Origin of the sequence: Thermohahella caldifontis (assembly GCF_041153465.1) — a bacterium.
Taxonomy (GTDB): domain Bacteria; phylum Pseudomonadota; class Gammaproteobacteria; order Pseudomonadales; family Oleiphilaceae; genus Thermohahella; species Thermohahella caldifontis.
This window is the reverse complement of record NZ_CP154858.1, coordinates 3,159,045-3,172,759: the sequence shown is the minus strand read 5'-3', so window position 1 is coordinate 3,172,759 and position 13,715 is coordinate 3,159,045. Positions and strand designations below refer to the sequence as shown.

The following is a 13,715-nucleotide window of genomic DNA, read 5'->3' as shown; positions in this document are numbered from 1 at the left end:
TTGACTTCAACCGGCACCTTGCGGCGCCACCATGACACGCTGCCAGACGGACCGGATGAACTTGCGTGCATCATCCAGGGTGCCCTCAGGCACACGGGCCGGTTTGCGGTCCAGTGCCAGGAGATGGATGCGTGCTCTCAGTGCCTGGTACAGGTCGATCAGCGCGTTCGCATCCTCTTGGGACAGCAGCCCGTGACGACCCAGAGCTTCCAGTATACGAATGTTATCGCTGTATTCTACCACGTCCGGATAAACGTGGGCCCATCGCAGTGCCAGATATTGAACCATAAATTCGATGTCCACGATACCGCCGACATCATGCTTGAGATCAAACTCCCCGGCGTGACGGTCTGCCAGCTCCCGGTACATGCGCTCGCGCATGTCCAGTACCGCCTGTCGCAAAACCTCCGGGTCCCGGGGCTGGCAGAGCACTTCCCGACGTACCGCCTCGAACTCTGCAGAGGCCACCTGACCGCCGGCAACGGCCCGCGCCCGAACCAGCGCCTGATGCTCCCAGGTCCAGGCCTGATTGAGCTGATACTTCCGGAATGCTTCCAGAGACGTGACCAGCAGTCCGGCGTTTCCGGAAGGACGCAAGCGCATGTCCACCTCGTACAGAATGCCGGAATGGGTTCGTGTGGAGAGCAAATGGACCATTTTCTGGCCCAGCCGCGCCCAGAATACGGCCGTGTCCAATGACCGCTCGCCCGTCGTCCGGCTACCGGTTTCGCCATGCACGAACACCAGGTCCAGATCGGAGCTGTAGCTCAGCTCAATGCCGCCCAGCTTGCCATAGCCGACCATCGCAAACTGCTCCCGCGCAGCCTGCTCGCTCTCCGCCTCCGGCCAGCCGTGGCGGCGCACCATGTCCTGCCAGGCCACGTCGAATACGGCCTGAAGGATGACCTCTGCCAGCCAGGTCAGGTAGTCACTCACTTTCATTACCGGCAGAGTGCCCCGGATCTCGGAAACCGCCACCCGCAGAACATGTGCATGCCGGAACTGCCGCAGGGTCTCCATGATGCCTTCCAGGTCATCTTCCGGAACCCGAAGCAACTGCTGCCGCAGCTCGTTTTCCAGTTCCGAACGTTCCGGCGGCCGCGTCAGGGTGGCTTCATTGAGCAACTCATCCAGCAATGCAGGCGTCGCCGTGATCTGCGAGGCCACCCAGTCACTGGCGGCGAACAGTTCAACCAGCAATTTGAGCGCGCCGGGATTTTCCACCAGCAAGGCCAGATAGGCGGAACGGCGCAACACGGCTTCCACGAGCCGGAACACGCGCTGAATCGTGATCTCCGTCGCCTGCCCGTCTTCCAGCACCGCACACAACAGCGGGACAAAACGATCCAGCCGTTCCAGGGCCTGGGGATGCATGTGCCGGAAACGGGAACCTGCGACCAGCTTCCGGAGCGCCTCCACCAGCGGGCCACTGTCTTCGGCATCACTTCCCTCCCCCTGTCGGACGCGGAGCCAGAGATCCCGCCAGTGCAGCGCATCAGCGCCTTCGCGCGCCTCATCATGTTCGCTGGCCACCACGGCTTCAAATCGTTCTGCCACGGCATTGCGTATGGACAGGGTACGTTGCCGCAAAGCTTCCGGACCATCGGCCCCCATGATGCGCGCCAGACGCTGCCAGCCCAGCTCATCCTGGGGCAGTGTCTGGGTCTGGCGATCATCCATGCCCTGCAGCGCGTGTTCGAGCTTGCGCAGATAACGGTAAGCCTCGGCCAACACCTTCGCGTCTTCCTGTGGCAGAAGGCCGGCTTCAGCCAGTGCCGGCAGTACCCGGAGGACCTGGCGCTGGCGCAGCGCCGGCAACTGCCCCCCCGCAACAACTGCATGGCCTGGACAACAAATTCGATTTCCCGGATGCCTCCCCGGCCCAGCTTGATGTTGTTTTCCAGATTGCGGCGCGCCACTTCCCGCTGAATCATGCGTTTCATGTCCCGCAGGGATTCCAGCACCCCGAAATCAATGTATTTGCGATACACAAAGGGCGTCAGCGCGTCCATGAGCCTTGCACCCGCCCCGATATCCCCCGCAACCGGACGCGCCTTGATCATCGCGTAGCGTTCCCACTCGCGTCCCTGAGACTGGTAGTACTGCTCCATGGCATCAAAACTGAGTGCCAACGCGCCACTCTGCCCGTAAGGACGCAACCGCATGTCCACACGGAAGACCTGCCCGTCCGCCGTGGTCTGATCCAGTGCCTGAATGAGCCGCTGACCCAGCCGGGTAAAAAACGCCGAATGCTCCAGCGTACGGGCACCGCCCCGGGTCTGCCCGCCATGCTCGTATGCAAACATGAGATCAATATCGGAGGACACATTCAGTTCACCGGCCCCCAGCTTGCCCATGCCGATCACGACCATGCGCACGGGCTCTCCATCGGGCCCCGTCGGAGTGCCCCACTGACGGCAGGCATCCTGCCAGAGCCAGTCCAGCGCCACGTCCAGCGTCTGCTCCGCCAGGCGGGTCATGTCCGATACGGTTTCTTCGAGAGGCGGGTTGAGTACCAGATCCCTGTAAACGATATGCCACATTGCCTGCTGACGGTAGTGACGCAACGCCTGCTTCAGGGACTCCTCGTTCGGGAAGTCGGCCGGCAGACGCACAGGTGTGCCATGATCCTCTCCGGCATACCAGGGGGCGTCAAGGGCACCGGACTCAATGTGGCTCACCACCCAATCCGGCCAGCGCAGGGCGACGCGATAGAGAAAATCCGAGACGGCGAAGGCGGCAACCAGCCCTTCCCGAACGGCGGGTGTCAGGGTGACGGGATCCGGTGATCCATTCAGCGCCGTGCACCAGTCGCTGAAACGGGCGCGGGCACGTTCGTCAATGGCAGTCATGAGGTGCTCCGTACGTGTCAGAGCACCTACTATAGCGCAAAGGCACTTACCAGCTGAAGCGGGCCAGCCACTGCTGCTTTTCACGCATGGTCAGATGCTCATTGATTTCCCAATGGTAGGGCATGTCTGCAACGAGCTGCTTGTAGGGCGGCAGATCCGGACGATAGGTGCGCAAAAAGGCCTCCACCCCGCCTACGGGTTCGAAATCCTCCTTGAACCAGTCGAAAATGATGGCCACATGCAGGGTATCCCCGCTCAGCCGGACAGCCTTGTTGGTTTTCAGAAATACGCGTGTCTGATCAGCGAGCTGTTCCTCTATCCGTGCGGCCGTATAGGGCTCCTGCCTCAGATCCGGGCAGCTCATGGACGCACAGTTCAGCGCCATGTGAATCCGGGGGTCACCCATTTTCCTCAGGACACCATTTTCCAGATAGCGCAGGGTCACTTCTTCCCCGGCCAGCGTACCGGCAGGGTGCACCCAGACCGGCCGGTAGAATGTTCCCAACGCCTTGAGTTTCTCGATGGGCCAGTGGTCCAGCACCATCTTGATTGCCAGGACGTTGTAACCGTTCAGGTAAAACGCCAGCTTTTCTTCATGTGACTTGAGTGCGGACTTGGGGAATTTCGCCAACTGTTCCACAACCTTCGGGAAATCCGGATCCTTTTTGAGGTCACGGTAGCGGACCATCACGGCAGGCATGCCGTTTTTCTCGCCCTGGTAGGTATAGGTCTTGAGAATGCGTGCATAGAGGGACCAGTCCGGTTCACGTGCCTGTGCCGGCAGGCTCATCACCAGAAGACTCAGCCATACTGCGGTTGTACCTGCCCAACGCCTGACACTCATATCCCACCCCCAAACCAGGATTTTTTCTGACTGTACCGGATTGTACAAAATTTGTCATATTCCGGATGTCACCATGTGTTTCAGAATGTCCGCACACAAGGTTCCCATTCCCTGCTCCCAATCGTCCTCATGCCATCGCGCCGGCGATGAATTCAATCCCAGTGCATCCACCAGATCCCGGGCCTGTTCCCGCCCCTCGCGCGCCAGAAGCGCCCAGGCTTCCTGCCGCGAAGAAGCCGTCAGAAGATGGTCCGTACACCACCGGCTCCAGCCTTCAAATGCGACTTCGGCACGCCTCACCATGCCACCGCGGCCGGACAACTCACCCGAAGCGAGTTCATAGCCTCGCTGGGCCTTGCTTGCCGTCATCGGCCACACGGGCCAGACGGCACACCACGTCTGCGCCCAGGCAACCAAGGCCTGAGCAGAGCCTGACATCAATTCGACCTCCAGCTCGCACAAGGGTTCCCGTTTTTCCCCGGCGCATATCCAGCCGCTGTCCAGCGCGACTTCCGCATGGAGATCCTCGCCTGTGACATACCAGATCTTGCGCTCAAAATCCGTATCGAACACCGGCGCCAGGCGCGCCACCGTTTCTGCGTCCAGCATTCCGGTTGCCACGAGCCGCTCCACATCCAGATCGGGTGACTGAACCGGCCATTCCCATTCCTGCCGGCGATGCAGGCCACCCGCCTGCCCGCCCTTCCCTTTCAGCGTCATCTGCCACTGGCCAGCCTTTTCACGCAAGCGCACAGCCATGCGCTGATGCCAGAGGGCACGGTCCGGTGTGTCAAAATACCGGTTATGGAGCATGCGCGTGTCCGGCTTCCCTAACCGTGCAATCAGGGCATCTTCGATAGCCGGTTGTGCAAAGCCCGCGACGCCCAGCTTGATTTCTACTTCGTTCTGCATACCTGGCCCCTGTTGGCCTGACCCATAACGAGAAAAGCCGGCATCAGCCGGCTTTTCGGTACTTCCAGGTTCCAAGGGGAACTTAGAAGAAGTAGGTGGCACCTACAGCAAAGGTGTTCACGTCAGTATCAGCTGAAGAACCCTTGTACTCAGTGGTTTCTGCCACGTATTCAGCATATACGTACATGTTGTCAGACACGTTGTGCATGCCCTGCAGCCAGAAGCCGCTGATGGTGTCTTTCTGACCTGCAGTGTCCGCATCGGTAGCAGTGGTGCGGTAGGCCAGAGACAGGCTGTTGGCGCCCAGTGCGACAGTGCCGCGCAGCGCGAAGGTAGTCAGGTCAGACTCTTTGTCGTCTGTGCCACTAACGCTGTTTGCGCTCTTCTTCTGGAACTGGCCAACTACTGTAATGTTGTCCATGCTGTAAGCTGCGGACAGACCAATGCTGTCACCTGTATCCAGAGCGCCTTGCTCACGACCCATGGCATAGGCCAGAACCACATTCAGGTTCTCAACCGGAGCGGCCTTGACAGCCAGTGCCAGTGCGTGGTTCTCGTCGTTGAGGCTGGCGTCTGTCGGCAGCGTCACGCCCACAGTTGCCATACCTGCCAGCTTGGGAGAAGTGTACTGGAAGTTGTTGGATTCGTTGACACCTGCCACATCGTCATAAGACAGATCAATGGCTTCGTCCGGAACTACCTTGACCCACTCGTATACCGTGTCATCAGAACCGAACTGTACGGAACCGAAATCACCTTTTACACCCATGTAGGCTTCGTCTGTGGAGAACTGCGTAGCGCTGGTGACCGCATCCACATCGAATTCCATTTTCAGGAAGCCGGTGATGCCCGGTGCAATCTCGTGAGAGTGCTTCACACCGATGGTGGAACCGTTGTCAAAAACGCTATTGGTGGTGGTTGTGGTAGAACCGTTGTCCGTTTCGCTGTTCAAGTAACCCAGCTGGATGTTGCCGTATACAGTCGGCATGGAGTTGATCTTGGCAGCCAGCTCAGCAGCCGGGTCCATCGCGAAAGCGCTGGAGGATGCGAAAGTTGCAGCAGCAATTGCTGAAGCGATCAGAGTCTTTTTCATTTCGTCTTCCTTTTGTGTGTCAGTTAACTTCTTGCGAAGCCGGTTGTTGGATTCTGTTTCGTTATTCGGCCACTTGCGTGCCCATTTATAGTCAGGCCATATGTCATTTACATGACATTTTGCTGTCAGTCAAATTTTTTACGGCACTTCCTCCTGTCGTTTCCGGCGTTGAGGGGTTTTCTTTCATTGCCTTCCCTGAAGGGACAATTCCCCTTGCCTAACAGTTGGTTAGACCAATGACCTAATACTCATTCTCAGGAACAATATGTAATACAATGTTGTTAATTTTGCAACCTGTTCCCTCGAAAAAACTTAAACTTTTTTGTCACAAGAAGCCGGCATCTTATCGCACGTTCCCGGCCAGTTTCCGGCACTGCTCCGGCTTCCTCTTTAATATCAGCGTCTTGTTGCACACCACACTTGCCAGCCTGCCTTACTATAGCAAAAGCAAGCGCAAAGCCGGCACCTACCTTTGTATAATGCCGCGCCTCTCAATCATTTGACTTGACCTCAAGCAAAAAAGTCACAGGTCCGTCGTTCACCAGCCGGACTTTCATGTCAGCCCCGTACCGGCCAGTCGCCAGGTTGATCACCTGCTCACGCGCCCTTGCCACAAAGTAATCATAGAGAGCCTTGCCCTTCTCAGGGTCGGCGGCAGATGAAAAGCTGGGACGCAGGCCGCGAGAGGTGTCGGCTGCAAGCGTAAACTGGGAAACAACAAGAAGATCGCCGGAGATGTCCGACAGGCTGAGGTTCATGCGGTCATCATCATCGGGAAAGACCCGGTAGGCCAGCACCTTTTCCAGCAGACGATCTGCCGTGCGTTCACTGTCTTCCGGCTCCACCGCGAGAAACAGCAATAGCCCGCGGCCGATGGCGCCCACAACATCGCCACCCACCGTAACGGAAGCCTCTGTGACCCGCTGCAGCAATCCTTTCATGCGCGGCCTGTACCTTTTTGGCGGTCAATCCGATGCATAAACTTTATTGTTCTTCTCTTGAATAAACATACTAACTTTGCCTGCCAGCCATCATCCAGCAACACAGCCAGTCAGGCACTGCGGCGACCTTAGCACATCCGAGCCCGGGCGCCGCATCAGGGAAAGCCGAAATATCTCAGCCCTTCTCCGCTCGCGACGCGCGCTTGCGCTCGTGCTCCTTGAGGAATTTCTTGCGCAGACGGATGGAGGAAGGCGTCACTTCCACCAGCTCGTCGTCATCAATGAATTCCAGCGCCTGCTCCAGCGTCATTTTGATCGGCGGGGTCAGCAGAATGTTCTCATCGGAACCCGAGGCGCGCACGTTGGTGAGCTGCTTGGCCTTGGTGGGATTCACGACCAGATCGTTGTCACGACTGTGAATACCGATGATCATGCCCTCATACACTTCCACACCCGGTCCGATGAACAGGCGGCCACGCTCCTGCAGGTTGAACAGGGCATAACCCAGCGCCTTGCCCTGCACGTTGGATACCAGTACGCCGTTGTTGCGCTTCACGGCGCCACCTTCCTTCATGGGGCCATAATGATCGAAAACGTGGGTCAGGATGCCGCTGCCGGAGGTCAGCGTCAGGAACAGGGAGCGGAAGCCGATCAGTCCACGGGACGGCGCAATGAATTCCAGGCGCGTGCGACCCTTGCCGTCAGGCTGCATGTTTTTCAGCTCGCCACGACGATTGCCCATTTCCTCCATGATAGCGCCCTGATGCGCATCATCCACATCAATCACCACGTGCTCGTAGGGTTCCTGCTTGACGCCATCAATCTCACGAATAATCACTTCAGGACGGGAAACGCCCAGCTCATAGCCTTCACGCCGCATGGTTTCAATCAGTACGGACAGGTGCAGCTCACCACGGCCGGACACCTTGAATTTTTCCGGACTGTCACCTTCCTCGACCCGCAGCGCCACGTTGTGGATCAGCTCCTTCTCCAGACGCTCCTTGATGTTGCGGCTGGTGACATATTTGCCTTCCTTGCCTGCAAAGGGCGAGTCGTTGACTTGGAAGGTCATGCTGACGGTGGGTTCGTCCACCTTCAGCGGCGGAAGGGCCTCCGGATGTGCCGGGTCACAGAGGGTATCCGAGATGTTGAGCACTTCCAGACCGGTCACGCAGACGATATCCCCTGCGGAGGCCGTTTCCACCTCGACCCGTTCCAGGCCGTGATAACCCATGACGGTCAGGATCCGGCCATTGCGGCGCTTGCCGTCACGGTCCACCACCACAACCGGCATGTTGGTCCGGGCCGTACCGCGCGTAATGCGCCCCACGCCGATGACCCCGACATAGCTGTTGTAGTCCAGGGCACTGATCTGCATCTGGAAGGGGCCGTCGGTATTGACCTCGGGCGGCGGCACGTTGTTGACGATCATCTCGAACAGCGGCGTCATGTCCTCGGCCATGTCATCCGGATCCAGACCGGCAATCCCCTGAAGGGCCGACGCATAGATAATGGGGAAATCCAGTTGCTCGTCCGTGGCACCCAGGCGGTCAAACAGGTCAAAGACCTCGTTGATCACCCAGTCCGGACGGGCGCCCGGCCGGTCGATCTTGTTCACCACCAGGATGGGACGCAGGCCACGCTCGAACGCCTTCTGGGTCACAAAGCGGGTCTGGGGCATGGGGCCATCCACCGCGTCCACCAGCAGCAGCACGGAATCGACCATGCTCAGCACACGCTCCACTTCACCACCGAAGTCGGCGTGTCCGGGAGTATCGACGATGTTGATGCGGTAGTCGTTCCAACGGATAGCGGTATTCTTGGCCAGAATGGTGATGCCGCGCTCCCGCTCCTGATCGTTGGAGTCCATGATGCGCTCGGCGTCCACCTGCTTGCGCCCGAGTGTGCCGCTCTGCTGCAGCAGCTTGTCCACGAGTGTTGTCTTGCCGTGGTCAACGTGGGCGATGATGGCGATGTTACGTAGTTTACTGATCACTGTTGCTATCCGTTCGGTTTTTTCAAGGCCGCACATTATACAGGTGTTGGGGTCAGCCGTATACGGGACCCTGCCCGCTTACCCAAAGCCACCTTTGGTTGCGCACTGTTTTGGTGCACTCACACTCTACCGATACGCTTCACGCCCCATTTTGGTGCGCACGCTGATTTCACCGAACAGCCTCTTCTCATATGAATCAGCAACTTGGACAAGCCATGCAATATGGCATCGTCCTTGCTTTCTCAAAAAACCAGAGCACTTTTCGGGCAGTTCTGATACGCTTTCGCCCGTAAGGACTTTTCCGGATCGCAGCGCCCGGAACATCACAACATCAATGCTACAAAACGGAGTAACCGGAATGTCAGAGAAAACTCTGAACCTGATCAAAGAACACGACGTCAAATGGGTTGACCTGCGCTTTACCGACTCGCGCGGGAAAGAACAACACGTCACCATTCCTGCCGCAGAAGCCACCAAAGAGGGCTTCTTTGAGGAAGGCAAGATGTTCGATGGCTCTTCCATTGCGGGCTGGAAGGGCATCAATGAATCCGACATGATCCTGATGCCGGACGATGAAACAGCCGTCATTGATCCGTTTACGGAAGACACAACGCTGAACCTGCGTTGCTCCATCGTCGAGCCCACGACCATGCAGGGCTACGAGCGCGATCCCCGCTCTGTTGCAGCACGTGCGGAAGAGTACCTGAAATCCACGGGTATTGCAGACACGGTACTGTTTGGCCCGGAGCCCGAGTTCTTCGTATTTGACAGCGTCAAGTGGAACACGGACATGAAGGGCTCCTTCTACGAAGTTTTCTCCGAGGAAGCCGCATGGGTATCCGGCGAAGATTTCGACCGTAACAACATCGGTCACCGTCCGGGTGTCAAGGGCGGCTATTTCCCGGTACCGCCGGTGGATTCACTCCACGATCTTCGTGCCGCCATGTGCGCCGCCATGGAAGCCATGGGCCTGGAGATTGAAGTCCACCACCACGAGGTTGGCACCGCGGGTCAGTGCGAAATTGGTGTTGGCGCCAACACACTGGTGAAAAAGGCTGACGAAGTTCAGATTCTCAAGTACTGCGTACACAACGTGGCTCATGCCTATGGCAAGACGGCCACCTTCATGCCGAAACCCGTGGTGGGTGACAACGGCAGCGGCATGCACTGCCACCAGTCTCTCAGCAAGGACGGCAAGAACATCTTTGCCGGTGATGGCTATGCCGGCCTGAGCGACGAAGCATTGTACTACATCGGCGGCATCATCAAGCATGCCCGGACACTGAACGCGTTCACCAACGCTTCCACCAACTCCTACAAGCGCCTGGTGCCGGGCTTCGAAGCGCCGGTCATGCTGGCCTACTCTGCCCGCAACCGCTCGGCTTCCATCCGGATTCCGTTTGTGACCAATCCGAAGGCACGCCGCATCGAGGTTCGCTTCCCGGATCCGACAGCCAACCCGTACCTGGCTTTCGCCGCCATGCTGATGGCCGGCCTTGACGGTATCCAGAACAAGATCCATCCGGGCGATGCCATGGACAAGGATCTGTATGATCTGCCGCCGGAAGAGGCCAAAGGCATTCCGACCGTGTGCAGCTCTCTGGAGCAGGCGCTGGATTATCTGGAGCGCGACCACGAGTTCCTGACCCGTGGCGGTGTATTCACCGAAGACATGATTCAGGGTTACATTGACCTGAAGCGTGGCGAGGTGGAGCGTCTGAACATGACCACCCACCCGGTCGAGTTCGACATGTACTACTCCATCTGATCCCCTTCCGGGACAGAGGACCCCGGCATGCCCGTGCATTGCCGGGGTTTTTTTTGTCCGCGGTTCTGGTACATTGATGAGTACAGGAGGACACCATGACAACACGGACTTGGCTTTGTATCGCTCTCGGCCTGACTATCCTGAATGCTCAGGCAGAAATCTATCGCTGGGTGGATCCGCAGGGTAACGTGGAATACAGCGACTCGCCCCGTGAGGGAGCCGAGAAGGTCGAACTGCCCCCTGTACAGATCATTTCCCTGCCCAAGGCCAGCGAAGTGCCTTCTCGGCCCCGGCAGACACCCCCTGAACCGCCGGCTCTCCCCTACAAGACACTGAAAATCCGCTTCCCGGAAGACCAGAGCGCCTTTTTCTCCGGTGACGGTAACGTGACCGTCCTGGTGGATATGGACCCTCCTCTTCAACCGGGCCATTTCTTGCAAGCGGTGCTCGACGGTCAGCCTGTTCCGGCAAGCGGTGGCGTACTGGTACTCAACAATGTGTACCGGGGCACGCACTCTCTCAAAGTGAACGTCATGCGTGACGGACAGGTCATCCAGAGCACCCCCGCCATCACCTTCACCATCCAGCGCCCCCGCGTTCGCAGATAACCCGGCCGCACCATTTTGGTGCGTTTATTAATCAGAATGCGCTAAACTGGTGTCTGACTCCCGCCTGGCAGCCGGCATGGCCCGCCTCCGCGGGCCTGTTGCGCCAACAACGCACGCACAGATGATGGCGCGTTTCTTGCTGAATCAGGACTGACTCAAACAGGAAATTGTGGATGAACACACCGATCGTGTCAGCACTGACCGAACACCTGACGACCGCCATCCTGGTGCTCAATGGGCAGCTTCAGCCGGTCTACCTCAATCCCGCAGCCGAAAGTCTGCTCGAGGCCAGCGCGTCCCATCTCTGTGATCAGCCACTGGAAACTGCCCTGGTATTGGAGGACAGTACGCGCGAAGTGCTGCTCAAGTGCATGGAGACCGGTCAGACCTTCACGCAAAGGGAATGCACCCTGACACTGGCCTCCGGAGCCACCATCCATGTCGATTTCAGTGTCAGCCGGCTTCAGGATGCGCTCAATACACACCTGATCATGGAGTTTACCGCACGTGACCGCCTCGATCGCATCAGCCGTGAAGAGGCCCTGCTGGCCAAGCAGGAGGCCACCCGGCTGCTGGTTCGCGGGCTGGCACACGAAATCAAGAATCCGCTTGGAGGCATCCGCGGTGCCGCACAACTGCTCCAGCGCGTGCTGCCGGATGATGACAGCCGGGCCTATACGCGAATCATTATTGAAGAGTCTGACCGACTGAGACACCTGGTTGACCGCATGCTGGGTCCGACCCGGTTGCCCGAACGGGTACCGCTGAACATTCATGAAGTGCTTGAGCGGGTGATCCAGCTCATTCAGGCCGAGGCTGCCGGGCGGATCACGCTGGTACGGGATTATGATCCCAGCCTGCCGGAAATTCCGGGAGACCGGAGTCAACTGGTTCAGGTCTTTCTCAATCTTGCCCGGAACGCCATGCAGGCCCTGCTGGAGGCACCGGAGCTGCCCGAGCGGCGCATCATTTTCCGCACACGCCCTCAGCGTCAGTTCACGATCGGACAGGCCCGGCACCGGCTGGTGCTGAAGGTCAGTGTGGTGGATACGGGGCCGGGCATTGACCCGCGCATGCAGGAAAGCCTGTTTTATCCCATGGTCAGCGGCCGTGCCGAGGGCACGGGCCTGGGACTGTCCATTGCCCAGAGTATCGTTGGCCAGCATGGTGGGCTGATTGAGTGCGAGTCCCGCCCGGGACATACGGAATTCATGGTTTATCTGCCGCTGGAGGCACACGCATGACGGACGGACTGGTCTGGATCATTGATGACGACACATCCATTCGCTGGATACTTGAAAAGGCGCTTGAACAGGCTGGCATCGGGTGCCGGACCTTCTCCTCTGCAGAGGGCGTCCTGAACCTGCTGGAATCCGATCAGCCCGATGTGATTGTGAGCGATATCCGCATGCCGGGTCAGGATGGCTTGTCATTGCTGTCGGAAATTCACGAGCGCTGGCCTGAACTGCCGGTGATCATCATGACGGCCCACTCTGATCTGGAAAGTGCGGTGTCCTCCTACCAGTCGGGTGCCTTTGAATATCTCCCCAAGCCGTTTGACCTGGACGAAGCGGTAGCCCAGATTCAGCGGGCCATCCATCACGCCCGGGAGTCCAGACGGATTCACGCGCCGGCTACCGAGCCCTCGGAACAGACGACGGAGATCATCGGTGAGGCACCGGCGATGCAGGAGGTGTTTCGTGCCATCGGCCGGCTCTCGCAATCCAGCATCACCGTCCTGATCAACGGGGAGTCCGGTACCGGCAAGGAACTGGTGGCGCGGGCACTGCATCAGCACAGCCCGCGCCGGAATGCGCCCTTCATCGCGCTGAACATGGCTGCCATTCCGAAGGATCTGATCGAGTCGGAACTGTTCGGCCACGAGAAGGGGGCGTTTACCGGTGCTGCGGCAAGTCGACAGGGGCGGTTCGAGCAGGCCCGTGGCGGGACTCTGTTCCTGGACGAGATCGGTGACATGCCCGCCGATGCACAGACCCGGCTGCTGCGCGTGCTGGCAGACGGCGAGTTCTTTCGTGTGGGCGGGTCCACCCCCGTGCGGGCAGATGTGCGCATCATTGCGGCAACGCATCAGGATCTCGAAACACTGGTGGCCGAGGGCCGCTTCCGCGAGGATCTGTTCCACCGGCTCAACGTGATCCGGATTCACCTGCCCAGACTGAGTGACCGCAGGGAAGACATTCCCAGACTGGCGCGCCATTTTCTCGCCAGGGCCGCGCGCGAATTGAATGCAGAACCCAAGGTGCTGACACCCGAGGCGGAAAGCTTTCTCAAACAGTTGCCCTGGCCGGGCAATGTGCGGCAGCTTGAAAACCTTTGTCGCTGGCTGACGGTCATGGCGGCCGGCAAGGAGGTTCAGGTTGAGGATCTGCCTCCGGAACTGAGACCGGAAATACCCGCGACCCACCAGGTCACGCCTGCATGGCAACCGGCGCTGCGCCAGTGGGCAACCGATGCCCTGAAGCGGGGGGAGACGGCCATCCTGGAGCAGGCCGTACCTGCCTTTGAGCGGACCCTGATTGAGGTGGCCCTGGCGCACACCGGCGGGCGCAAGAAAGATGCAGCGGACTTGCTGGGCTGGGGACGCAACACCCTGACCCGCAAGCTGAAGGAGCTGGGCATGCACGATACGGCGGATTCGGAGGACTGACAGCCTTGGTGCAGGATCAGGTGCCGGACTGCA

At 58.9% G+C, this 13,715-nt stretch carries 10 protein-coding genes and 1 pseudogene; 4 read left to right on the top strand and 7 right to left on the bottom strand.

The annotated features are described in order from the left end of the window. Window positions 1–6 precede the first annotated feature (6 nt). The 7 genes and pseudogenes from glnE to typA all read right to left on the bottom strand — a co-directional run bounded on the left by glnE (window position 7) and on the right by typA (window position 8,638). Window positions 7–1,857: a bifunctional [glutamate--ammonia ligase]-adenylyl-L-tyrosine phosphorylase/[glutamate--ammonia-ligase] adenylyltransferase gene (glnE, locus tag AAIA72_RS15375; protein ID WP_369603019.1), complete on the bottom strand. Its 1,851-nt coding sequence runs from the start codon at window positions 1,855–1,857 to the stop codon at window positions 7–9. Beyond that, window positions 1,833–2,852 (bottom strand): annotated as a pseudogene (locus AAIA72_RS15370) (bifunctional glutamine synthetase adenylyltransferase/deadenyltransferase); the annotation flags it as partial. The pseudogene AAIA72_RS15370 and the gene glnE, both read right to left, overlap by 25 nt. Window positions 2,853–2,898: 46 nt before the next feature. After that, window positions 2,899–3,696 (bottom strand): DUF547 domain-containing protein, encoded by a 798-nt coding sequence (locus AAIA72_RS15365; RefSeq protein ID WP_369601163.1) that lies wholly within the window; start codon window positions 3,694–3,696, stop codon window positions 2,899–2,901. Between the two features lie 54 nt (window positions 3,697–3,750). After that, window positions 3,751–4,608, bottom strand: coding sequence for an inorganic triphosphatase (locus AAIA72_RS15360; protein ID WP_369601162.1), 858 nt, complete (start codon window positions 4,606–4,608; stop codon window positions 3,751–3,753). Window positions 4,609–4,690: 82 nt separating this feature from the next. After that, window positions 4,691–5,701: a porin gene (locus tag AAIA72_RS15355; RefSeq protein WP_369601161.1), complete on the bottom strand. Its 1,011-nt coding sequence runs from the start codon at window positions 5,699–5,701 to the stop codon at window positions 4,691–4,693. Between the two features lie 491 nt (window positions 5,702–6,192). Further along, a complete protein-coding gene (gene dtd, locus AAIA72_RS15350; RefSeq protein WP_369601160.1) occupies window positions 6,193–6,642 on the bottom strand; it encodes a D-aminoacyl-tRNA deacylase in 450 nt (149 codons plus the stop codon). Window positions 6,643–6,817: 175 nt separating this feature from the next. Next, window positions 6,818–8,638, bottom strand: a complete 1,821-nt coding sequence (gene typA, locus AAIA72_RS15345; RefSeq protein WP_369601159.1) for a translational GTPase TypA — start codon at window positions 8,636–8,638, stop codon at window positions 6,818–6,820. A 358-nt stretch (window positions 8,639–8,996) separates the two neighbouring features. Here typA and glnA point away from each other — a divergent pair, with 358 nt between their 5' ends. From glnA to glnG, 4 genes are all read left to right on the top strand, one after another. Next, entirely contained in the window at window positions 8,997–10,406 is a 1,410-nt protein-coding gene (gene glnA / locus AAIA72_RS15340; RefSeq protein ID WP_369601158.1) for a glutamate--ammonia ligase, read from the top strand. A 95-nt stretch (window positions 10,407–10,501) separates the two neighbouring features. Then, window positions 10,502–11,014 carry a DUF4124 domain-containing protein gene (locus AAIA72_RS15335; RefSeq protein ID WP_369601157.1) on the top strand — a complete coding sequence of 171 codons (513 nt, stop codon included), beginning with the start codon at window positions 10,502–10,504 and terminating at the stop codon, window positions 11,012–11,014. Between the two features lie 173 nt (window positions 11,015–11,187). Then, entirely contained in the window at window positions 11,188–12,258 is a 1,071-nt protein-coding gene (gene glnL, locus AAIA72_RS15330) for a nitrogen regulation protein NR(II) (RefSeq protein WP_369601156.1), read from the top strand. Continuing rightward, window positions 12,255–13,682, top strand: coding sequence for a nitrogen regulation protein NR(I) (gene glnG, locus AAIA72_RS15325; RefSeq protein ID WP_369601155.1), 1,428 nt, complete (start codon window positions 12,255–12,257; stop codon window positions 13,680–13,682). The genes glnL and glnG overlap by 4 nt, the downstream gene beginning before the upstream one ends. Window positions 13,683–13,715 lie beyond the last annotated feature (33 nt).